Origin of the sequence: Ancylobacter lacus (genome assembly GCF_018390635.1) — a bacterium.
GTDB lineage: Bacteria > Pseudomonadota > Alphaproteobacteria > Rhizobiales > Xanthobacteraceae > Ancylobacter > Ancylobacter lacus.
Genome location: NZ_JAHBGE010000045.1, coordinates 1 through 23,229 on the forward strand (window position 1 = coordinate 1; position 23,229 = coordinate 23,229).

Annotated in this window: 14 protein-coding genes; 8 read left to right on the top strand and 6 right to left on the bottom strand. The window is 70.5% G+C overall.

Going from position 1 to position 23,229, the window contains the following annotated elements; translation table 11 throughout:
- Window positions 1-195: 195 nt before the first annotated feature.
- Entirely contained in the window at window positions 196-948 is a 753-nt protein-coding gene (locus KHC27_RS11245) for an SDR family NAD(P)-dependent oxidoreductase (protein WP_213339051.1), read from the bottom strand.
- Between the two features lie 154 nt (window positions 949-1,102).
- Between KHC27_RS11245 and KHC27_RS11250 the strand changes: the two genes are divergently transcribed.
- From KHC27_RS11250 to KHC27_RS11285, 8 genes are all read left to right on the top strand, one after another.
- Window positions 1,103-1,717 (top strand): TetR/AcrR family transcriptional regulator, encoded by a 615-nt coding sequence (locus tag KHC27_RS11250; protein ID WP_213339052.1) that lies wholly within the window; start codon window positions 1,103-1,105, stop codon window positions 1,715-1,717.
- Window positions 1,718-1,874: 157 nt separating this feature from the next.
- On the top strand, window positions 1,875-3,488 hold the full coding sequence (locus KHC27_RS11255; RefSeq protein ID WP_213339053.1) for a methyl-accepting chemotaxis protein: 1,614 nt from the start codon (window positions 1,875-1,877) through the stop codon (window positions 3,486-3,488).
- A 16-nt stretch (window positions 3,489-3,504) separates the two neighbouring features.
- Window positions 3,505-3,969: a chemotaxis protein CheW gene (locus KHC27_RS11260; RefSeq protein ID WP_213339055.1), complete on the top strand. Its 465-nt coding sequence runs from the start codon at window positions 3,505-3,507 to the stop codon at window positions 3,967-3,969.
- On the top strand, window positions 3,966-5,252 hold the full coding sequence (locus KHC27_RS11265) for a CheR family methyltransferase (protein WP_213339057.1): 1,287 nt from the start codon (window positions 3,966-3,968) through the stop codon (window positions 5,250-5,252). Before KHC27_RS11260 ends, KHC27_RS11265 begins: the two co-directional genes overlap by 4 nt.
- Window positions 5,249-5,914 carry a chemotaxis protein CheW gene (locus tag KHC27_RS11270; RefSeq protein WP_246519868.1) on the top strand — a complete coding sequence of 222 codons (666 nt, stop codon included), beginning with the start codon at window positions 5,249-5,251 and terminating at the stop codon, window positions 5,912-5,914. Before KHC27_RS11265 ends, KHC27_RS11270 begins: the two co-directional genes overlap by 4 nt.
- Window positions 5,911-8,223: a hybrid sensor histidine kinase/response regulator gene (locus KHC27_RS11275; protein ID WP_213339060.1), complete on the top strand. Its 2,313-nt coding sequence runs from the start codon at window positions 5,911-5,913 to the stop codon at window positions 8,221-8,223. Before KHC27_RS11270 ends, KHC27_RS11275 begins: the two co-directional genes overlap by 4 nt.
- Window positions 8,223-9,248 carry a chemotaxis-specific protein-glutamate methyltransferase CheB gene (cheB, locus tag KHC27_RS11280; RefSeq protein ID WP_213339062.1) on the top strand — a complete coding sequence of 342 codons (1,026 nt, stop codon included), beginning with the start codon at window positions 8,223-8,225 and terminating at the stop codon, window positions 9,246-9,248. The genes KHC27_RS11275 and cheB overlap by 1 nt, the downstream gene beginning before the upstream one ends.
- Window positions 9,245-10,261: a diguanylate cyclase gene (locus KHC27_RS11285; protein WP_213339064.1), complete on the top strand. Its 1,017-nt coding sequence runs from the start codon at window positions 9,245-9,247 to the stop codon at window positions 10,259-10,261. The genes cheB and KHC27_RS11285 overlap by 4 nt, the downstream gene beginning before the upstream one ends.
- Before the next feature lie 58 nt (window positions 10,262-10,319).
- Here the strand turns inward: KHC27_RS11285 and KHC27_RS11290 are convergent, their stop codons facing one another.
- From KHC27_RS11290 to KHC27_RS11310, 5 genes are read right to left on the bottom strand one after another with little or no spacing between them, the layout of a single operon-like run.
- Window positions 10,320-12,668: a kelch repeat-containing protein gene (locus KHC27_RS11290; RefSeq protein WP_213339070.1), complete on the bottom strand. Its 2,349-nt coding sequence runs from the start codon at window positions 12,666-12,668 to the stop codon at window positions 10,320-10,322.
- A gap of 9 nt (window positions 12,669-12,677) precedes the next feature.
- Window positions 12,678-16,433 (bottom strand): hypothetical protein, encoded by a 3,756-nt coding sequence (locus tag KHC27_RS11295; protein WP_213339072.1) that lies wholly within the window; start codon window positions 16,431-16,433, stop codon window positions 12,678-12,680.
- 4 nt (window positions 16,434-16,437) lie between these two features.
- A complete protein-coding gene (locus KHC27_RS11300) occupies window positions 16,438-17,304 on the bottom strand; it encodes a hypothetical protein (RefSeq protein ID WP_213339076.1) in 867 nt (288 codons plus the stop codon).
- A gap of 34 nt (window positions 17,305-17,338) precedes the next feature.
- Window positions 17,339-18,838 (bottom strand): hypothetical protein, encoded by a 1,500-nt coding sequence (locus KHC27_RS11305; protein WP_213339079.1) that lies wholly within the window; start codon window positions 18,836-18,838, stop codon window positions 17,339-17,341.
- Window positions 18,839-18,871: 33 nt separating this feature from the next.
- Window positions 18,872-23,224 (bottom strand): DUF6603 domain-containing protein, encoded by a 4,353-nt coding sequence (locus KHC27_RS11310; RefSeq protein WP_213339082.1) that lies wholly within the window; start codon window positions 23,222-23,224, stop codon window positions 18,872-18,874.
- Between the last annotated feature and the right edge of the window lie 5 nt (window positions 23,225-23,229).

The following is a 23,229-nucleotide window of genomic DNA, read 5'->3' on the forward strand; positions in this document are numbered from 1 at the left end:
ATCCAGGCCCGCCGCGGCCTCCGCTGACCCCCCCGCCCGGCAAACCCCGGGCGGGGCGTCTTCGGACGCGGAGGGGCCGGAAGCGCCGCGCCTTGCCGATGGCCGGACGGCACGCCGCCCGCCATGCCGGCGAACGATGCGCCATGACGACCCCCGTCGCCCCCGCTGCCGTCCCCGGGAGCGGGCGGCTTCCGCTCAGACCTGGAAGCCTCCCGCCACATCGAGTACGGCGCCGGCCATGTAGCCGGCATGCGGGCCGGCGAGGAAGCAGACGGCCGCGGCCACTTCCTCCAGCGTGGCGATGCGGCGGATGGCGTGCAGATCCATGATCGCCGGCGGCAATTGCTCCGCCGCGGCCGCCGCCATGTCGGTCGGCATGATGCCGGGCTGCACCACCGAGACGGTGATGTTGCGCGGGCCGAGATCGCGCTGCACGCCCCTGGCATAGCCGACGATGGCCGCCTTGGTGCCGGCATAGTCCGCCACGCCGGCGAACGGCACGCGGCTGCCGAGGCCGGAGCCGATGAAGATGATGCGGCCGCCCTCCGGCAGCACCGGCGCCGCCGCCCGGGTGGTCGCCACCGCCCCCAGGACGTTGATCTGCCACTGGCGGTCGAGGCTCGCCGTATCGAGCGCGGGATCGTCCGTGAGGCCCTGCACCGCGATCGCGGCGTTGTTCACGAGGATGTCCAGCGTGCCGAAATGAGCCACCACCTGCTCGATCAGCGGCCGTGCGGCCGCCGTGTCGGCCTGGTCGCTCCGAAAGGCGTGGGCCCGCACGCCCTTCGCCCGCAGCGCCGCGACCACCGCCTCCGCCTTGTCGGCCGAGGCGACATAGCTGATCGCGACATCGGCGCCCTGGTCGGCCAGCGCGGCCGCGGTGGCGGCGCCGAGGCCACGGGAGCCGCCGGTCACCAGCGCGACCTTGCCCTTCAGATTGTTCGACATGAGAGGCCTTCCCTTCGTCGTCGGGGCGCCGCGCCACCACAGGCAGGGCCGGTACCAGTTTCATAACAACCGTTATGAAACATGGGTAGGCAATCTGGACAGAGGCTGTCAAGCGATTCATAATAGACGTTATGAAACAGACCGAACCAGGGTGATGGGACGTCCGCGCGCATTCGACGTGGAGAAGGCGCTCGACGCCATGCTCTGCGTGTTCTGGCGAAAGGGTTACGAGGGCACCTCCTACGCCGACCTCACCGCGGCGGCGGGCGTGGAGCGGCCGGCCCTCTATGCCGCCTTCGGCAACAAGGAGGCGCTGTTCCGGTCCGCGCTCGAGCGCTATGTCGAGCGCTACCTCGATTATTTCCCCGCCGCGCTGGAGCTGCCCACCGCACGGGAGGTCGCGGGCCGCATCCTGCACGGCGTCGTCGACCTCAATACGCGCTATGGCGAGCACACCGGGTGCCTCGCCATAAACGGGGCGCTCGCAGGCCCCGACGAGGCCGAGCCCGTGCGGCAGGCGCTGATCGATTTCCGCGCCGCCGGGCAGGAACGCCTGCGTCAGCGCCTCGAACGGGCGAAGGCGGAGGGCGACCTGCCACCGGGAGCGAGCCCCGAGGCTCTCGCGGCGTTCGTGATGGCGGTGTCCCACGGCATCGCCGTGCAGGCCAAGGCCGGCGTCGGCCGCGCGATGCTGGAGGCGGTCGCCGAGCAGGCGCTGTCCACCTGGCCGGCCGGAGGCGCGGCAGCCCCGGCTTCACCCGGCCGCTAGGCGCTTCGCCCATCGCGGCGGGACGGCGGGACGGCGCTCAACCAAGTTGAAACGAATGGCGCTTAGCCTTGACGTCGCGTCGGCATGACGCCGCCCAACCTTCCGGGGCGGACCGCCTGACCCGCGCCCCACCTGTTCCCATCGCGAAGCGGGACCGATGACCAATGTGACCATACGCCAGCGCATCCTGGCGAGCTTCCTGGCCATGCTCGTGGTTCTCTCCGGCGTGGCGGGCGTGGCCTATTACGGCTTCGTGGTGACCGAGCGGGAAGCGGACATGGTCGAGAACCAGACCGTGCCGGCGCTCTCCGCGAGCCTGCGCATGATGGCGGTGTGGACCGAGGCGCACAGCCTGCTGCGGGCCCTCGCGCTGGAGGAGACCTCGACCGGCCGCGACCAGACGCTGGAGCTCATCCGCCGCAACCGGGCGACCCTCGATGGTCTCATCGACGAGTATGAGGCGACGCTCGACACCGAGGCGGACCGACGCGCGTTCGAGGCGCTTCGCAACGCCACGGACGCCTATGTCGCCACCGAGGAGGCCATCCTGCCGCGCTCCGGCACCGACCTTCGCGACGCCATTCGCAGCCAGATGGAGCCGCAGTTCACCCGCATCCGCGCCCAGCTCGCCGAGACGGTCGCGTTCAACCAGAAGCAGGCGACCCGGTCGACGCAGACCATCGTCAGCGTGGTGGGAATGGCCGAGATCGGGCTTCTGGCCGGGTTCGTGATCGCGCTGGGCCTGTCCGTCCTGTGCGGCTATCTGCTGTTCCGGGCGGTGGCCGTGCCGCTCGCGCGGCTCATGGCCATCGTGCAGCTGATGCGCACCGGCGACTTCTCCGAGCGGCTCGCCCTGCCCGCCCGCGACGAATTCGGCACGCTGGCGGACGGCTTCAACGCGATGGCGAACGAGCTCACCACCCTCATCGGCCACATCCAGAAATCCGGCATCCAGGTCAACACCTCGATCACCGAGATCGCCGCCACCTCCAAGGAGCAGCAGGCGACGGCCAGCGAGATCGCCGCGACCACGACCGAGATCGGCGCCACCGCCAAGGAGATCGCCGCCACCTCGAACGAGCTGGTCCGCACGATGGGCGAGGTCTCGAACGTCGCCGAGCACGCCGCGACGCTGGCCGGCGGCGGCCAGACCGGGCTGGCGCGGATGGAGGCCACCATGCGCCACGTGATGGAGGCCGCCGCCGCGATCAACTCCCGGCTCGCCGTGCTCAGCGAGAAGGCCGGCAACATCAACCAGATGGTCACCACCATCACCAAGGTGGCGGACCAGACCAACATCCTGTCGCTGAACGCCGCCATCGAGGCGGAAAAGGCCGGGCAGTATGGCCGCGGCTTCGCCGTCGTCGCCACCGAGATCCGGCGCCTCGCCGACCAGACCGCCGCCTCGACCTACGATATCGAGCAGATGGTGAAGGACATCCAGTCGGCGGTGGCCGCCGGCGTCATGGGCATGGACAAGTTCTCGGAGGAGGTCCGCCGCGGCATGCTCGACGTGCAGGAGGTCGGCGGCCAGCTCTCGCAGATCATCCATCAGGTGCAGGGTCTGGTGCCGCGTTTCGAACTCGCCAATGAGGGGATGCAGGCCCAGGCCACCGGCGCGGAGCAGATCAGCGAGGCGCTGTCCCAGCTCAGCGAGGCGGCGCAGCAGACGGTGGAGTCGCTCCAGCAGTCCACCGCCGCCATCGACGAGCTGAACCAGGTGTCCTCCGGCTTGCGCAGCTCGATCTCGCGGTTCAGGCTCCGGGCATGAGCGCGCGGGCGACACCATGCTGTTCCTGAGCTTCCGCATCGGTGCCGACCGCTATGTGCTCGATGCGGCCCAGGTCGAGCGGGTGCTGCCGCTGCTCGAGGCCAAGGCCGTGCCGGGCCTGCCGCCCGCCGTGCTGGGGCTTCTCGACTATCACGGCCGCGCCGTGCCGCTGATCGACGTCTGCCTGCTGGCCACCGGCCGGCCGACCGCCGGCATGATGAGCTCGCGCGTCATCCTCGTGCGCTATGCCGATGAGGCCGGCCGCACGGAAACCCTCGCCCTCTGCGCGGAGCAGGCGACCGGCACGATCGAGCGCGACCCCGCCGATTTCGTCGCCACCGGCGTCGAGGCGGGAACGCCCGCCTATCTCGGCCCCGTCGCGGCGGATGAGGAGGGCCTCGTCCAGTGGGTGCGGGCGAGCGCGCTGCTGACGCCCGAGCTGCGGGCCATGCTGTTCCAGCCCGCCGGAGCCCCGCCGTGACGCTGGAGCAGATCGGGGCGCAGCTGCGGGAGGCGATCGGCCTCGACTGGGAGAGCGTCGGCCGCTCCGCCCTGCATTACGCCGTGCGCCAGCGCATGGCCGCGTCAGCCACCCCGGACATGGCCGATTACGCCCGGCTGCTGGCGGCGAGCGCCGAGGAGCTTCAGCAGCTCGTCAACGCGGTGGTGGTGCCGGAGACCTGGTTCTTTCGCGACCCCAAGGCGTTTGCGGCGATGACGGAGCGGCTCGCCACGCTTCCGGCCACGCGCCGGCCGCTGCGCCTGCTCAGCCTGCCCTGCTCCACCGGCGAGGAGCCCTGCTCCCTCGCCATGGCGATGCTCGACGCCGGCTTCGCGCCGTCCGATTTCACGGTCGACGCGGTCGATGTCTCGACCCGCAACATCGCCGAGGCGGAACGCGGGGTGTATGGCCGCAACTCCTTTCGCGGAACCGCGCTCGCCTATCGCGACCGCTATTTCGAGCCCGTGCCCGACGGCCATCGCCCCCGGCCGGAGATAACCCAGCGCATCCGCTATCGGTACGGCAACCTGTTCGAGATGGAGGCGGCCGTCCCCTACGACGTCATCTTCTGCCGCAACCTGCTGATCTATTTCGACCGGGACCGGCAGCAGCGCGCGCTGCAGCGGCTGTACCGGCTGCTCGGCCGCGATGGCCTGCTGCTGGTGGGTCCGGCCGAAGCCAGCCTGCCCCGGCTCCATGGCTTCGCGCCGGTCCGGGCACCGATGGCCTTCGCCTTCGTGAAGGCCGAGGAAAACATGGCGCCGCGCGGCGCGGCGGTCCCGCGGGCGCCCGTGCCGGCGGCGGCGGCGCCACGCCCGCTGCCCCCGCGGCGCCTGCGGCCGGTCGCAGCCCCGGGACGGGCGCCCCTCCCCCGCGGCGCCTTCGCGTCCGCTGCGGGCGCGCAGGTCGCACCGGTCCCGGCCGCGGCCGTGGCGCGCGCGGATGCCGGGCAGATCAGCCTCGCCGCGATCGAACAGGCCGCCAATGAGGGACGCCTCGCCGAGGCCCGCGATGCCGCGTCCCGGCACATGCAGGCCCATGGCCCCTCGGCACAGGCCTTCTATCTCCTCGGCCTCGTCTGCGACGCTACCGGCGATGCCGCCGAAGCGGAGAAGAGCTACCGCAAGGCGCTCTATCTCGCCGCCGATCACCGCGAGGCCCTCGCCCACCTCGCGCTGCTGCTGCGGCGCCAGGGCGCGGCCGACGCCGCCGCCGCGCTCGACGACCGGCTGCAGCGCATCGAGAAGAGGGCCGGCCGATGAGCCCGCACGGACCGGGCCCGGCGCGGCCCATGGCGATCGACGGCAACGCCACCGCCGGAGCGGAGGGCGGGACGGGCGCACCCGCGGCGGGGGCGGCCGGCCGGCTGCTCGACCGGCCCCTGCCGCCCGGCTACCGCGAGGAATGGACCCGCCATTTCGCCCGGCGCATGGATGAGGACGTCCCCGTCGCCGAGGCCGCCCGCGAGCGCCGCGTGCTGGTGTTCCGCCTCGCCGACGAGTGGCTGGCGCTGCCGGCGGAGGTGGTGCAGGAGATCACCGAGCCGCGTCCGGTGCACAGCCTGCCGCACCGGGACAACGCCCTGGTTCTCGGCATCGTCAATGTGCGGGGCGAGCTGCTGGTCCAGGTCTCGCTCGCCACCCTGCTCGGGATCGGCCCGCGGCGCAGCCGGCCGGCCGGCGAGCGGACGCCCGCCTTCCCACGCCTGGTGGTGATCGGCGGCGGCGGCCACCGCACGGCCTTCGCCGCCGACGAGGTGCACGGGCTTCACACCGCCGCGGCCAAGGACGTGCTCGACCTGCCGGCAACGGTGGGCAAGGCGTCGAGCGCCTTCGCCGCCGCCATCATCGCCTGGAACGGAACCACCGTCGGGGAACTTGACGCCCGACTCGTGCTCGACGCGTTGGACCGCGGCATCTCATGAGCCCCCCGGACCTCAGCCAGTTCTCCATGCTCGACCTGTTCCGGGCCGAGCTGGACACCCAGTCGCTGGAACTGACCGCGAGCCTGCTGGCGCTCGAGCGCAACCCCACCGCGGCCGAGCACCTCGAAGCCGCGATGCGCGCCGCCCATTCGCTGAAGGGCGCCGCCCGCATCATCGAGCTCATGCCCGCTGTCCGGGTCGCCCACGCCATGGAGGAATGCCTGGTCGCGGCCCAGGCGGGCCGCCTCGTGCTGCGGCACGGCCGCATCGACGCGCTGCTGAAGGGTGTGGACCTTCTCGGCCTGATCGCGACCGAACCGCCGCCCGAGCCTTCCGCGCTGGAGGCACGGATCGCGAGCTTCCTGCTGGCGATCGAACAGGGGCCGGCGGACGCCGAACCGCAACCGCCCGCCCCGCAGCCGCCGGCCGAAGCGGCGGCGGAAACGGCGCCGCTCATATCCCTGGAGCCGCCACCGGCGGGTCCCGCGCCACCGGCCGATCCCGCGCCCGCCGCGTCCGAGGCCCCCGTGCCGGGCGGCGACCGGATGATCCGCATCGGCGCCCAGAGCATGACCCGGCTGCTCGGCCTCGCCGGGGAATCGCTCATCGAGGCCCGCCGGCTCGGCCCCTTCGCCGACAGCCTGACCCGGCTCAAGCGGCACCATGGCGACATCGCCCGGGCGCTCGATGCCGCCCGCGCCGCGCTTGCGCCCGACGCCGCACCGGGCGCCGGGCACGCGCTCGCCGCCGCCGCGGCCGCCCTGGAGCAGGTCCGCATCGAACTGGCCCAGCGGCTGGAGGAGGTGGAGGCGCTGGACCGGCGCGGCACCGATCTCGCCAACCGGCTCTACGCGGAGACGCTGGAAAGCCGGATGCGGCCCTTCGAGGATGGCGTGCGCGGCTATGCGCGGATGGTGCGCGACTTCAGCCGGGCGCTGGGCAAGAAGGCGCGGCTGGAGATCGTGGGCGGCGCCACCGGCATCGACCGCGACATCCTCGACCAGCTCGACGCCCCGCTCGGCCACCTCCTGCGCAATGCCATCGATCACGGGCTGGAGGCGCCGGAGGAGCGGCGGGCGGCCGGCAAGCCGGAGGAAGGCGTCATCCTGCTGGAGGCGAGCCACCGTGCCGGCCAGCTCCAGATCGTGGTTGCGGACGACGGGCGCGGCGTCGATCTGGACCGGCTCCGCCGCATCGTGCTGGAGCGGCACCTCACCGCGCAGGACACCGCGGCGCGGCTGAGCGAGGCGGAACTGCTCGAATTCCTCTTTCTCCCCGGCTTCTCGATGAAGGGCAGCGTCAGCGACGTCTCCGGCCGCGGCGTCGGGCTCGACGCGGTGCAGGCCATGGCCCGGCAGGTGCGCGGGCATGTCGCCATCAGCACGCAGGCGGGCCTCGGCACGCGCTTCCAGCTCGATCTGCCGCTCACCCTCTCCGTCATCCGCACCCTGCTGGTGGAGATCGCGGGCGAAGCGTACGCGCTCCCGCTCGCGGGCCTCTTCCGCACGCTCCGGCTGGCGCCGCAGGCGATCGAACAGCTGCAGGGCCGGGCCCATTTCGCCCTCGAAGGCCAGCGCGTCGCGCTCGTCGCCGCGGGCGAGGTGCTGGGGCAGGGAACCGGCAGCCTCGGCGAGGGCGAGATCGCGGTGGCCGTGGCGGGCGAAGGCACCGGCGCCTATGGGTTCGCGGTCGACCGCTTCCTGGGCGAGCGCGAACTGGTGGTGCGCCCGCTCGACACCCGTCTCGGCAAGATCCGCAACATCAGCGCCGCGGCGCTGATGGAGGACGGCTCGCCGGTGCTCATCGTCGATATCGAGGACCTGCTGCGCTCGGCCGACAAGCTGGCGATGGCCGACGCGCTGCGTGCCGAGACCGCCCGCGCGCAAGGCCCGGCCGAGGAGCGTCGCAAACGCATCCTGGTGGTCGACGATTCCCTGACGGTCCGCGAACTCGAGCGCAAGCTGCTCGACCAGAACGGCTACGAGGTCGATGTCGCGGTCGACGGGATGGACGGCTGGAACGCCATCCGCTCCGGCGCCTATGATCTGGTGATAACGGATGTCGACATGCCCCGGATGGATGGGATCGAGATGGTGACCCTGATGAAGCGCGACCCGCGCCTGCGGAACGTGCCGGTCATGATCGTGTCCTACAAGGACCGTGAGGAGGACAGGCGCCGGGGCCTCGACGCCGGCGCCGACTACTACCTCACCAAGGGGAGCTTCCACGACGCGGCCCTCACCGAGGCCGTCACCGACCTGATCGGCCCCTCCACCGCCGTCTCGCCGCCAGCAAGGCCGGAACACTGATGCGCATCGCGATCGTCAACGATCTGGAGATGGCAACGGAGCTGCTGCGGCGCGTCATCGGCTCCGCCCCGGAACACCAGCTTGCCTGGGTCGCGGCGAACGGACGCGAGGCGGTCGAGGCCTGCCGGCGCGATCTGCCCGATCTCGTGCTGATGGACCTCGTCATGCCGGAGATGGACGGGGTGGAGGCAACCCGCCAGATCATGGCGGCGACGCCCTGCCCGATCCTGCTGGTGACGGCGAGTGTCGATGGCAACGTCCCCGGCGTGTACGAGGCCATGGGCCATGGCGCGCTCGACGCGGTCGACATCCCGACGGCAGGTCCGGGCGCCGATCTCAAGGCCGGCTCGCTCACCCTGCTCGGCAAAATCGCGACGATCGGCAAGCTGGTCGGCGAGCACCCGGCGCCACGGGCGGTTCGGCCGATGGCGAGCCGTGCCTCCGGCCTGCCGCTGCTCGCCATCGGCGCATCGGCGGGCGGTCCCGCCGCGGTCGCGGCGGTGCTGGCGGGGCTGCCGGCCACCTTCCCGGCCGCGATCGTCGTGGTGCAGCATCTCGACGAGGAATTCGTGCCGGGCTTCGCCTCATGGCTCAGCAACCAGACGGCGCTGCGGGTGCGCCCCGCGCGGGAGGGCGATACGCCGGAGGCCGGCACGGTGCTGATCGCGGCCTCGCGCGATCATCTCGCGCTTTCCGCCGGCGGCACGCTGACCTATGTCCCCCAGCCGCGCGACTACCCCTACCGCCCTTCGGTCGACGTCTTCTTCGAGAGCGCCCGGCGATGGCCGGGCGAGATCGTGGCGGTGCTGCTGACCGGCATGGGCCGCGACGGCGCGAGCGGGTTGAAGATGCTGAGGGACGCCCACCACCTCACCATTGCGCAGGACAAAGAGAGTTCGGCGGTATATGGCATGCCAAAAGCGGCGGCCGCTCTCGGTGCGGCGGTGGAGATTTTGCCCCTTGACCGGATTGCGAGGCGTCTCATCGAGACCTTTGCGGCCCCTCAACAACAGGCAGGCGCATGACCGGCGACTTTGCGTCCATACCCCCGGCCCCTCCCACGGCCGATGCCTACCCCTCGATGGTGCTGCTGGTCGACGATCAGGTGCTCATCTGCGAAGCCGTGCGCCGCGCGCTGGCGACCGAAACCGACATCGACCTGCACTACTGCACCAATGGGCTGGATGCCATTCGCGTCGCGGAGGAACTGAAGCCGACCGTCATTCTCCAGGACCTCGTCATGCCCGGCATAGACGGGCTTTCGCTGGTGAAGCGCTACCGCGAGACGCCCAGCACCCAGACCGTGCCGGTCATCGTCCTCTCCGCCAAGGACGAGCCCGCGATCAAGAGCGCCGCCTTCTCGGCGGGGGCGAACGACTATCTGGTGAAGCTGCCCGACCGCATCGAGCTGATCGCGCGGATTCGCTACCACACCCGCGCCTATATCGACCATGTCCAGCGCGAGGTCGCCTATGCCGCGCTGCGCGAAAGCCAGCGGTTGCTGATCAAGGCCAATCTCGAGCTGGAGCGGCTGACACGGGTCGACGGCCTGACCGACCTCGGCAACCGGCGCTATTTCGACGAGTATGTGCGGGCCGAATGGCGCCGGGCGCTGAACGCCGGCAAGCCGCTTTCGGTGCTGATGATCGACGTCGACAATTTCAAGAACTACAACGACACCTATGGCCACCTCGCCGGCGACGAGGTTCTTCGGCAGGTCGCAAACGCCATCCGCATCGGCGCCAACCGCCCGGGCGATCTCGCCGCCCGTTTCGGTGGCGAGGAATTCGTCGTCGTCCTGCTCGACACGCCGCTGGAAGGCGCGAGGACCGTGGCCGAGCGGCTGCGGCAAGCCGTGCGGGACTTTGCCATTACGCAGGGCGACGGCCATCTCTCCATCAGTATCGGCGTCGCCTCGGTCACGCCCAGCGCCTTCGTCTCGGTGGAGCAGCTCATCACCGCCGCCGATCTCGCGCTTTTCCGCGCCAAGGCGGCGGGCCGCAACCGGGTCGAGGTCACTCAGGACATCGCCCGCTGAGCGGGGGTGAAAGCGGCCGGCCCCGCGGCGCGAGCGCCGGGCGGGCGCGGCATCCGCGTCAGCCGAAGCCCCAGACCGTGCGGTTGGCCTGGCCGCCGAGAGTCCCGCCGGCGAACCACTGCGCCCCGAGGAACGCCGCCGAGGCGAGATCGAGCGTGTCGCCGCTCCAGCCGGGGCCGAGGCCAAGGCCCCAGCGCCCGTCCGCCTTCAATATGTTGCTGTCCGATATCGCCATGCCGTCGCGGCCGATGCCGCCGACCACGTAGAGCCGGCCGTCGACCACATTGACGTTCGGGCTCCGGCGGGCGGGCCAGGGCACGGTGCTGCCGACCCCGGCCCAGTACCGCCCGTCCACACTGCCCCATATGTCGGCGAGCGGCCCCGCGGCGGAGCTTCCGGCGACGACCACCATCGCGCCGCCGAACACCGCGGTGCCGAAGCTGCTGCGCGCCGTCCACGGCGCCTCCGCGGTCACCTGATTCCAGGTGACCCCGTCGACCGAACTCCACACATCGGCGAGAGGGCTGCCATCCGCGCCCGCCCCGCCCATGACCCAGATCCTCCCGCCGAAGGCGAGACAGCCGTGGCGGCTGCGGGGCGACCAGTGGCCGGCGGCGGGCATCTGCGTCCAGTTCACGCCATCGGACGAGGCCCAGACCTCGTTCACCACGCGGTCGCGGGTGCGGCCCCCGGTGAGCCACATCCGGCCATCGAACACGCAGCCCGCCGCCTCGCCGCGCGGGGAGTAGGCTGCCTGGTTGGTGGCGTATTCCCAGACGAAGCCGTCGATGCTGCGGAACACCGCGCTCTGCCCGTCGCCCGAGCCGCCGGCGAGGAACCAGAGGCGGTCGTGGAAATCGGGCAGCAGCACGGGGCGGCCCATCGAGTTCCACAGCCCGGCATCCGCCACCTTTCGCCATCCGTTGGGAATGGGGACGAGGGTGAGCGTGCTGTGCACCGGCCCGTTCTGCCCCTGCGCCGTCAGCGTGTACTGCACCGTGGCGGCTGGGTGCACGATGGTGCCGTCCGACGAGGGCGGCACCTGGCTCTGCCCATCCAGCGGCGGCGCGACGGAGCAGGACGTCGCCGAGGACGTCGCCCAGGACAGCGCGACCCGGTCGCCATAGTGGATGCCGGTCGCCGGGGTGGCGACGAGCTGCCGGGTGAAGCGGACCGGCTGGACATAGATGGTGAGCGGCTGGCTGGTGCGCCGGCCGCCGGCGTCGTCATAGGCGGTCAGCGTGTAGGTCGTCGTCACCGCCGGCGAGACCTTGTAGGTCCCGGCGGACTGCACCGGCACGGCGACGGTCTGCCCGTCCACCGGGCTCAGTTCGCAGCGATTGGCCACGAAGGTCCGCCAGTTGAGCGCGACCGGGGTTCCCGACACCACATTATTGGCCTCGGCGCTGAAATCCTGGATCGCCAGCGTCGGCGAGCGCTTGTCGATCACCAGCGCCTGCACCCCGTCGTCATAGCCGGGAATCTCGGACGACTGGATCTGAAGGTTGGTGCCGGAAGGCCAGAAGTCGGTGACGATGTCGGTGATCCGGAAATCCATGAGCGCGGAGGCGCCCGCGCCGAGGATTTCCGGGCTCCTGGGATAGAGCGCCCAGTAGGGCGGCGTCGCGGCCGACTGGTCGTCCACCACCCATTTCGTGCCGTAGTCCGCCGCCGGCGCGGCACGCACGTTCTTCAGCCGGTCGACGGTGGTGAGGGCGCCATAGCCCGGCTTGGCCGTCGCCGAGACGAAGCTCAGGAAGAAGACCGGCGTCTTCGTCCAGGGCGTGCCGGCGGGCACCAGCGGCTTGCCCGATATGTTGTCGAGGCGCAGCACCAGCGTGTTGGAGGGAATGCTGCCCTTGCCGTCGGCGTCGATATAGACGCTGTTGCCGTTGACGAAGGACAGCGACAGCACATCGGCGAGCCGCTTGTGCAGCGAGGGCACCCGCTCCAGCGCCAAAGCGAGCTGGGTGCCGTTGTCCATCACGCCGGGCACATTGTAGTTGCTGACGTTGAACGAGCCCGGCCCCGGCTGGCCGTCGGCGGCGACATTGTCGATCTCGAAGACGAAGCTGTCGCCGGGGCTCACCGTGAGGTCGGCGACCGGCGCCAGCGCGAAGGAGGTGAGGTTCACCGCCCGCCACCCTGCGGGCGGGGTGACCTTGAGCGCGGCGAACTCGGCGGGCGAGAGCACCGGGGTGATGGTGAAATAGAACGAAGTCGGGCCCTGCGGCGTGATCTGCGCCTCGGGAACCGGCGCGCCGCCCCGGAAGGTGGCCGCCGCCGGGCCGCCATAGGTGAGGGTGAAGCGCAGCCGGTTGAGGCTGGTGTCCTGGGTGACGTAGATCACCGGCTCGCCGGTTCCGGCATTGGCGAGCGCGAAGGTGATGGAGGCCGGATCGGTCATGGCGGGTCCTCACGCGGTTCGGGGCCGCCGGCGGCGCGCGCGCGGCGAGTCGGGGGCATGTTCGAGCTTCAGCCAGCCTTCCTGCGCCCGCTGGCGCAGCAGCGAGACATCGGTCCCGCCAACGACCGGTTCGACCGACCACTCTCCCGCGCCGGCCACCTGCGTCACCCATTTCCAGACATAGCCGCTCTCGTCCGGAACCGGCATCTGGGGCAGGCCGGAGGTCAGCACGGGGGTGGTGAGGAAGGTGACGGCGATGCGGGCGAGGTCGTCGGCGATCATCGAGGAGGGAATGCCGAGCTCGACGAGCGGCAGCAGCCCGGTGCGGGCGTGGATCGGCGCATTGGGGTCGAGCAGCATCGACACCACCACCGGGCGGCTCTCCCGGCTCGTCGCCAGGGTGATCTGGTCTGAGGCGGGCGGCACCACGCCGTGCCGCCAGGAGGGGTCGGCCGCCTCGGCGTAGAAGGTGTGGTAGGCCGCCGCCGCCCCATCGTCGATGAAATAGCCGACCAGCCCGTCGTCGACGTCGTCGAAGGCACCCAGCACGACCGGCACGCGAACCGCCGGCGCGCCGCCATCCTCCCGCTGCAGCGGGTCCTTGCCGTCGATGGCGGCCCGAAAGGCGGCGAGGCTCTGGTCCATCGCCGGCAGGCCGAGCGGCTCGAGGTCCAGCACTGCGCGGGCGAGCGCCAGCGGCCGGCCGATCAGCACCGACAGCGCGTCGAAGGGCTGGTTCTGGTCCGGCGAGATGAAGCCGAGGCTGCGGTCGATCGTGCGGAGGATGTCGGCGAGATAGGCCCTGGGGTCGGCCGCGCCGGCAAGGCCCAGCGCAAAGGCGCGCAGATGCGGGTTGGCGTCGGCGAAGACCTCCTCGATCGGCCTGCCGTAGGCCTGCTGGTTGCCCGGCGCGCCCTGCCACAGCGGCCCGAGCAGGTTGAGCGAGCCGAGCGCGGTGCCGATCTCGTCATAGATCATCAGGGCCTGATCGAGCCGGTTGAACAGCACCCAGCCGCACACCGGGGTCGTCGCCGGGTGGCTGTTGAGCTCGACCGCGTCATTGCCGGCGGACAGCCAGTTGAACGCGAAGCGCACCGGCTGGGTGATGCGCAGTGGCAGGTTGATGAGCTCCTCGCTCTCCTGCGGCGGAACCAGACTCGCCGCACGGATGACCGGCGGCCTTTCGAGGTCGAGCGGCTGGCCGAAGGCGTCGACGATCCGCACCCGGGCGATGCGGAAGCCGCCGTTGCGCAGCGGCGAGAAGGTGTTGTTGCCGAGCGGCGTATCGATGTTGTGGCGCAGGACGGCGTTCTTCACCGTGACATTGGTGAAGTTCGCGAAGAACTGCCCCTGCAGGATGCCGAGCGGGTCCGACACCTCCATCTGCAGAACGCGCGCCAGCATCAGCAGCGCCTGATCGAACCCGCTGAGAGCCTGCGCCTGCATCGCGAGGTGCAGGTGAGCGAGGATCTCCTTCAGCTCGGGCACCATGTCGGAATCGGGGAAGTTCGCAATGAAGTCCTCGATCTGCTGGCGGATGTTGATATCGGTGTTGTGGGTGAGGACGATGGTGCCCTGATAGGTGCGGACATTCTCCGGGTCGACCGGGATGGTGCCGTTGAAGACGAGGTCGACCCCGGCGGCGTCGAAGCCGTAGTTCGCGGTGACGAAATCGGCGGGATAGGGCGGCAGGGCGTTGGGGTAATGCTCGGTCTGCCATTGCAGGATGATGGGGATCCACGGCGCCGACCACCGCTTGAACGCCACCAGACTTGGCGGCGTGCCGGTGAAGACCACCGTGTCGGGCCTGACGCCGCCATAGAGCCCCGCCTGCGCCGCCTCGACCGTCGCCCTGAAGGCGCCGAAATCCGCCACCGCCGGGTTGCCGGCCCCGCCCAGCCGGGCGACCGCGGCCGCGAGCACCGCGGACTGCACGGGATCGACCAGAAAAGCCTCGCCCTGAAGGGCGGCGACCGCCGCGCCGAACGGAAGGGCGGGGTTCGCGGGAACCGAGGGCAGCGCATCGGCGCCGATGGTGAAGTCGCTGCCACCGTTCCGGGCGACGAGGGCGGACAGAAGCCGGGTGCCGACCCGGCAGACCAGATCGCCATTCTCATCCCGCAGGCCGCGCGGCTCGTAGCGGGTCGAAGGGTCGACATCGGCGCCGGAGAACAGCAGAACCGGGTCTGCGGGCCCGAGGAAGCGGGCGCCATCGGTCGAGGTCAAGGCGTAATCCGGCCCGATCTCGGCGTGCAACTCGGCACGCCGCCGCTCCACCTCCTGCTCCGCCTCGCCCTGCTGCGCGACCAGGGTGTTGAGCGCGGCGATCTCGTTGGTGATGAATTGCCGGGCCTCATTGGCGGTGATGGTGCCGCCCCCTGTCGGCGGCACGGGATAGGCGATCCGCATGTAGCGGGCCCAGTCCGCGAAGATGCGGGACCGCAGGCTGGCGATATCCCGGCGCAGGCGGTCGAGTTCGGCCTGGGCGAGGTTGAGCGCGTTGAGGGCATCGCCGATTGCCGGCGGCAGTTCCGACAGCAGCGGTCCGCCGCGGCCGGGTTCGGTCTTGACGCCGGAGGCCGGATCGATCCGCCACAGCGAGCTGTCGGAGATGGCGGCAAAGGCGCTCTTGTGCAGCGCCTCTTCCAGATCGACCAGCCCGCCGGGCAGCTCCAGCCGCGTCAGCAGGCCGAGCTGGAACGCGTTGAGGATGAGCTCGACATTCTTCTCGCCGGCCAGATCGGGATCGGCGGCGATCAGCGCCGAGAGCGCCTCGGGCGTGGTGTTGCCCACCGCGATCTTCAGCCCGCCCGCGGCCGGCTCGCGCTTCTCGATGTAGTGGGTCTGCCGGTCCCACGGAATGTCGGTGAGGAGAGAGGCATAGACCGTGCGCGCCGGCACCTCGCCGCCCTCCTCGAGGGGGAAGACCCAGCCATAGGCGGCGGCGATCGCCGCGAGCTTCTGCCGGGCGTCCGCCCCCTCGGGGTAGGGAATGCGCGTCAGCGGATCGTCTCCCGCCTCGGCGAACCAGCCGGCAAGCAGATAGGACACGCGGGTGCTGTCCGGGGGAAAGGCCGCGGGGTCGAGATCGGCGAGCGTGTCCCAGAAGCCGAACACATTCGGACAGAGCTGATAGGTCGCGGCATAGGTGGCCTCGCCATAGCCGAGCGCGGTGAGCCTCGCCCGGTCCGCGTCGGGATCCTCCCGCCAGCCGGCATGGTCGAACACCCGGCCCAGCGTCCGCCACGAGATGTTGGGCTGCACGTTCGGCCGGGGGGAGATGGGAACGTCGAGGCTCATCCGGTTCTGCACCGGCATGTCGGCGGCAAGGGTGCCGTCCCACAGCCGGTCGCTCTCCAGCACCCAGGCTTTCAGGCAGGTTCCGGGCGTGCGCGGCTCCTGCGCATTGGTGGCGATGCGGACCACGAGCCAGCGGTTCGGCGCCGGCGGAAAGCCGATGCTGCCATCGTCCTTCTGGGCGCCGTGGCTGAGCGCGGCGGGCAGCGCCCAGTGCAGGTGGATGCCCACGTCGAGCGGCGTCGACGCCGACTGGAAGGTCTGGGGCAGCGCCTTCGCGCTGAGATAGGGGCCCGGATTGTGGGCGATCCCGTCGGCCGCATAGGGCAGCAGCGCGAAATCCGGCGCCAGCCGGGAGAAATCCGCGGTGCCGTAGGGATGCGTGGGGGAGCCGTTGACGTCGGTCTCGCCGACGCAGAGGGCCGCCAGATCGATGGGCACGACCAGCGTGTCGGACAGCGCGACCATGGCCTCATTCGTCCTTCTGCGACGCGTTGCGGAAGATCACTTCCTGCGTGCCCTCGACGAGCTGCAGGGCGAACTCGGCCGAGGTGAACGGCAGCGGCGTGCCGTCCTGCGCGTTGTCGGCCTGCCGGGCGTGGAGGGTGGTGGCGAGGTCGGCGGCGAGCCTGGCGACGCGCAAGGTGCGGTGGCGGGCATCGCGATAGGCCGGCGTGACCGAAACCCCTTCGATCTGGTCGCCGGGCCGGGTGCCCGCCGGCGCCTGCGGCGGCACGGTGACGTAGCGCAGCGGCTTTCCCCCGGCGATGTCGATGCCGAAATGCAGCCCGATCGCCGGCTCCCGGATGATCACCCGGGCGATCCGTCCATTGACCGCGAAGAGGAGGATCGACTCCGTCACCCGTTCCCGGCGCAGCACGTCGGTCAGCTCGGCGCCGGCCGCGTCATAGGCCACGATCTCGAGCTTCGGCCAGCCGGCAACGACCTGGCTGCGCAGCAGGAAGCCCGAGGCGGTGTCGGGCGCCTCCTCCCGCGTCGTCGCGGTCAGGCCGGCGCCTGCCCGCAGCGCGGGCACGGTCAGCGTATGGATGGCATCGTCCATCGCGCTCGACTGGCCGATGCTGCAGGCCCCCTCGATCAGGGCGAACAGCCAGTTGAAATCGACGTTGAAGAACCGGATCGATTCGTTCGGCAGCATCCGCTCATTGGGCACGAGGTAGTTGAACGGCACGCCGTTCAGCCGGCGCAGCCGCTCGAGCCAGGTGGTGAGCGTCACGGTGGGGTCGTTGCCCCGGACGAAAGCGCCGAGATTGGCGCGATCGGCGAGGAAGGCGGCGAAGCCGCGCGGCCCGCCGGCCTCGGACATCAGGCGTGCCATGGGTCGTCCTCCCTCTGCGGGTGCTGCGCGGGTGTCATTCGCCGCCCTCCTGCACGCTGCCGGGGCCGGCCGGGGGCGTCGGCACGAGATGGCGCCGCAGCCGAGTGAGGACGAAGCTCGCCGCCGCGTGCTGGAGATCGAGCCCGATGCTGCGCGCGGTGCCGGTCAGCCGCATGCCGAGCGTGGAGGCGAACGCGCTGTCGAGCGCCCGCCGCTCGAACGCCTCGAAGGCGTTGCGGGTGTTCTGCCGCTTCCAGCGCACCAGCGCCTCGGAGAAACCCTTGTCCTGCAGCGCCAGCAACTGCCCGATCCGCCACGCCGCGGCGTAGGACACGTCCATCATCCCGGTCTCGGGGTCGTAGGCGACGATCTCGTCGGCGGTGAGGATCGGCGGGGTGTCGTCGGTCCCGTCCGGTACGGGAACGAAGATCGTGGTCGGCACCTCGAAGGGGACGAACGGCCCGCGGTACCATGACACGGTGCGGCAGCCCTGCCGGGTGTGGTGGTCGACGGGGGTGTAGCCGAGCGCCAGCGCATTGGCGACATAGGCATCGGCATCGGAGGCGCTGGCCGCGTCGTCCTTGATGGCCAGCACCCGCAGCCCGTCGGTCTGGTCCAGCTTCAGGAGCAGGCCGGAGAAAGTGTCCTCCGGGTCGACCGACCGATAGGACCAGCTCGCCAGGGTGACGAGCCGCACGCTCTGCGCCGGCTGGCCGTCCGGCAGTGTGATCGCCGCCGGGGTGTAGTCGTCGCCGGCGGGGAGATAGCCGATCATGTTCTCCAGCGAGACGAGATGGACGGTGACCTCGCTGTCGGGCGTCGGCAGTCGGTTTCCCACCACCACCGAGGTCTCGATCCGGGTCTGGTCGTCGGCAAGGCCGGCGAACCGCAGCGGCGCGGCGCTGCTGATGGTGCGGCTGTGGGAAAGCCACGGCATGTCGACCGCCCCCGGGGCGAGCGCGGCGAACAGGGCGACCGGCACGTCGATCACCCGGCAGGGGTCCCATGGCACCTCGCCGAAGGCCAGCGTGAGGCCGGGATAGGACACGGCGGTCGCCGGCAGCGAGCTCGGGGCGGGCGCGGCATTGTCGGCATGGGGAAACGGCGCCGGCGTCAGGTCCCCGACCATCGCCTCCACCACCTTCGGCGGGGGGTCGTTCTCGTCGAACACCAGCAGGGCCAACCAGCTCGACCGCGCGGCGTCGCCGACCGTGCGCTCCCAGGGCAGGGTCTGCCGGTTGAAGACGATGTGCGGCAGGACGTTGGCGTATTCGCCCTGGCTGGCGAGCGGGGGAAAGCAGCTTTCGATCTCGCTCGGCTTCACCGCGAAACGTTCGCCCGCAACCTGGAAGCGCCGGGTGAAACGATAGGTCTCGTCGAAGGCGGCGCCGGCCGGCGCGTTCGCATTGGTATTGCGGACCGACTGGGCGACCTCGATCTGGTAGAGGCCGTCCGCGAGGGCCGGCCGGTGGCTTTCTATGAAGGTGATTGTGCCGGTCTCCGGCTCGTCCATGATGGCCGCCTGCTCGTTCATCCCCGCCCTCCCCTCATTCACCTCGCCACCCGCTCACCGCGCCCGCTCCTCGCCGAGATAGGCCAGCACCGGGGCGTGCAGCAGCACCGTGTCCGCGCTCGCCGCCAGCGCGGCGACATCGACGTCAGGGTCGATGCCGAGATTGAGCCCGGGTGCGTTCAGCGCGGCGATGAGCGCGGCCCGGCGCGGCGCGGCCGTGAGCAGCGTCCGCTGGAAGGTCGGCATCGCGGTGGCCTGGTCGAACGGGTCGGTGGTCGGGATCGTCGGCGTGAGCCAGGCGAAGTCGACCGTTCCCTCGCTGTCCTGCTGCAGGATGGCGATGTCGATCGGCAGCGGCGTGTGGTCCGGCTCCTTGGCCTTCGCCTTGATGCTGTAGCCCACGGCGAGGTTCGAGATGTTGGCCGGCGTCTTGTTGACCTGGTCGATCGAGGGGTTGACCACCAGCTTCCCGCCCCAGGTCGCCGAGGGCAGGTTGGAGGTGGTCAGGCTGATGCTGGCCGCCTCGGTCACGTCGAAGGCGGGGTCGGGTGCGCCATCGAGCAGCCGGTTCACGGTGATGCTGTGCTCGGAGGCGAAATCGGCGATCGCTACCCCCACCGGACCGACGCCGAATCCGGCGTCCCCGACCGGCAGCGCCGTGGTCCGCCCGCCGGAGACGAGACGGGCCGCCTTGCTGGGCAGCGCCGTCATGGTGACGAGTTCGAGGGTCTCGGGGCTGATCACCCAGTCCGGGTCCGATGCCGCGGCCTTGTGATCGGACAGGTCCTTGATGAGGCCGGAGGCGACGGAGGCGAGGCAATAGGCGTCGGTCTCGACCACCGCGCGCGCCGCCAGCAGGCCGGCAGGGGCGGCCTCGGCGCGCGGCAGGAACGAGGTCTTGAACTCCGTCCACGGGATCGGCTGCGGCGCCGGCCGGTTGCGGTTGCCGATCGACACGGTGAACGAGATGACCGACAGGTCGACCTCGATCGAGCCGCCGAAGGGCGGGCCCCACAGGTCGAGCTGCACCCCCACATGCACCGAGATGGTGACCGAGGTGAACCAGAGATCGAGCTTGTAGGACGCCCCGATGCTGAGGCCGATGCTGGCGCTGTAGTAGAAGGGCTTCCACGACAGCAGGAAATCGGCGTGGGCGGTGAACCAGGCGCGCAGATCGCCGCTCTGCCACACCGCCTCGAGGGCGCCGCCCGCCATCAGCGCCGAGGGCGTGAGGGCGAAATAGATGCCGCCCTGGATGGTGGTATGACTGTCCACCCGCCAGTTGAAGCCGAGCCGGGGCACCTTGGGGAAGAAGGCGGGCACCGCATAGGCGGGGTTGTAGCCGCCCAGCGTAACGACGAAGTCGCCGGCATGGTAGCCCGCCGGATCGCCCGTGGGGTTGTCCTTGAACCACATGTAGTAGGCGAAACCGCCGGTCAGGATGCAGTTGCGGTCGAGGATGTAGGACGCCGGCGTCAGCTTCGCCTCGATCTCCAATATCCCGGTCACCGGCGAGAAGCTGGCGCGCAGCGCCATCTCGACATGGCCGAGCGCGGGCACGCCGGGGCCGGTCTGCGGCGGCAGGCTGGCCGTGGTCAGCCCGAGCAGCGCGAACTTGAACTCCGTGCCGAACACCACCGTGACCAGCGCGAAGGACTCCAGCACCTTGAACGAGGAGAACTTGATGCCGGCCGCGACCCAGTACTGCCCGACCCTGGGCGGGATGATCCCGGCGAGGCCCGCCGTCACGGACTGGATCTGGCGGGCGATATCGCCATTGGGGTTGGCACCGGGCGGATTTTTTCCGGTGGCCCAGGCGACGAGTGGAAAGTCGGCCACGCCGTCGATGTCCGGCAGCAGCAGATCCCGGTTGAAGCCGAGGCCGCCGGCGATCCCGTCGAGGAAGAAGAAGGGATAGCCGAAGAGCGGCCGGTTGACCGACACATACATGAAGAAGGAGGGATCGGAGCCGAGCTGCGCATAGCCGCCCAGCGCGCCGAGCGTCAGCGAGGGCACGCTGACCTGCAGGGCGCCGTAGAAATCGAGCGGGTCGATCGTGCCGTAGAGCCCGCCGGCGGCGCGGATCGGCCCCTGCTCGACCGAGATGGTGAGGCCCGACAGGGTAGCCGCGGGATCGAACGCGTCCACCTTCGAGCCGATGCCGAGGTCGAGCAGGCCGATGCTGAGGATGGCGGCATCGAGCGAGACGTCGCCGGTCACGAACAGCCGCTTGTTCTTGTAGGTCAGGCCGAGCTTGCGGATGCCGATCGGGCCGAACTGCTTCTGGACATTGATCGACAGGCTGGCGGGCGCGGATTGCGGGCCGGGCTCGGCCCCCGCGGCCAGCGGCAGCCCCGCCGCCTCGGCGTCGGCGGCGCGCGCCTCCGGCGCCGGCCCGGTCGGGATCGTCAGCGACAGCGTCTTTTCCGCGTCGCCCAGCTTCAGGATCGAGGAGACCAGCACGCCCTCGACCAGCCCCTCCGCCGGAATGGGGCCGACACCGGCCGGCAGCAGCTGGTTGACGTCCGCCGCCTGGTCCTTGTCGAAGCCGGGCTTGGCATAGGCGAACTGGAGCTGGTCGAACGACACGGTGAGGTCGGACGGCAGCTTGTCCCCGATCAGCGGAATGTCGCTCAGGCCGATGCTGGCGCCAAGCTCGACGCCGAACAGGAAGTGATTGGACCGCGGCGCCCCCCCGCCGGGCGCCGGCTTGAGATAGGCGAACTTGACCACCTTGAGCGTGATCGAGATGTCTTCCGGCACCAGCGCCGCCAGCACCTCCGACACCGAGGCGACGAGGTCGTGCAGCCGCACCGTGCCCTCGCCGCTGCGCAGATAATCCGCGACAAAGATGCTCTGGGCGGTGTCGCGGGTGTTGAAGCGGATGTCGAACTGGTTTTCGGCAAAGACCACCGTGCCACCGAAGGTGGCGCTGTAGCCCTTGGAGCCGCGCACCGTGGCCTCCTCGGGCAGCGCTGCAAGCCGCGGCGAGGCGGGATGCACGATGTCGACCGAGAAGCTGACCTCCACCGGCGTGTCGTAGATGGTGAAATCGCCGACGCATAGGAAGTGGAAGTCGCCCGTCGCGGTGTTGTAGCGCGTCGTCAGCGTCTTCAGCGCCAGCGTGCGGATGGGCTCCGGGATCTGCGATTCGGCGATGCCGAATTCGGACGCCCAGTAGGTGATCATCTTGCCGATGGGCACGTCGGTGGCGCTGCCGGCCAGGGTCAGCCCGCCGCCGCCGCCATCATAGGTCGCGCCGAGGAACAGGGTGATGTCGCGGTCGATCACCAGCGTGGCGTGGAAATCGGCGTCGACCTTGGTCGCAGGCTGTGTCGCCACCGAGACGCTTATGGTGAGGTCGTTGACCTTCAGCGCACTGCCGGCGTCGATCCGGGCGACGAGGTCGAAGCTGTACTGTCCCTCCGAGATGTTGGCGAGCAGCGAGAGCGTGCCGATCTCGATGCCGGGGAAGCCGTCCGGCAGCGTGACATGGAAATGGGCGAAGACATCGGCGATCGCGACCGTCCTGCCTTGCTGCAGCCGCCCCCAGACGAAGAAGTTGTCGGGGGCGAAATGGGCGCCGATGTTCACCGGCACCGAGGCGATGTCGAACGCCGCCACCAGCTCGACATAGGTTTCCGCGCTCTTGCGGAAATCCACCAGGAACTTCAGCGTCACGCCGCCGGCCGGCACATCGATGATGCCGAGGGCGGACCAGGGGTCGGTATAGGCGATCTCCATGCCGACATAGGCGAGCCTGGTCTCGGCGGGGTCGAAGGCGACCTCGACGGCGGTCATGCCGAACCGGGCAAGGGTGTCGAGCGGAGCCGGCAAATAGTCCGACAGCACCAGCCCGCCGGCCAGCGCGGAGAAGGCGTCGACCGTCAGCGGCTGGGCCTCGAAGCTGCCGGACAGCACCCAGCTCAGGCCCGGATAGGTCGGGATGGCGCAGGAGATGGGCAGGGTGAGGGTGTGGCTGGTGCCGATGACGAGGCTGCAGCCGATGCGGGCGACGATCACCTCCACCGCCGGGCTGGGGGCGAAGCTGATCGAGGGGTCGGCGAGGACGAAGCCGGACACCAGTTGCCACTGGGTCCCGCCGGCGGGATCGGTGGTGATGGCGAGCGTGAACGGGCCGGAAGGCTCGGCGCCCGCGGGGGCGAAGGTGAGCACGGTCGCGAGATCCGGCAGCCCGAACAGCGCGGCGGTGCCCGTCACCCGGACCGAGGCGGGCTCCTCGACGACGCTGGCGCTCGCCACCCGCACCGACGGGGCCAGCGACAGCTCGGCGAAGACGGAAACCATCTGCGGGGCGACTTCGTCCGGCCCGATGGTGACGACATCGCCCGGCTCCAGCCCCCGGGCGAGGGCCACCAGATCGTCATATGTGGTGATCGCCGCCATGGTCC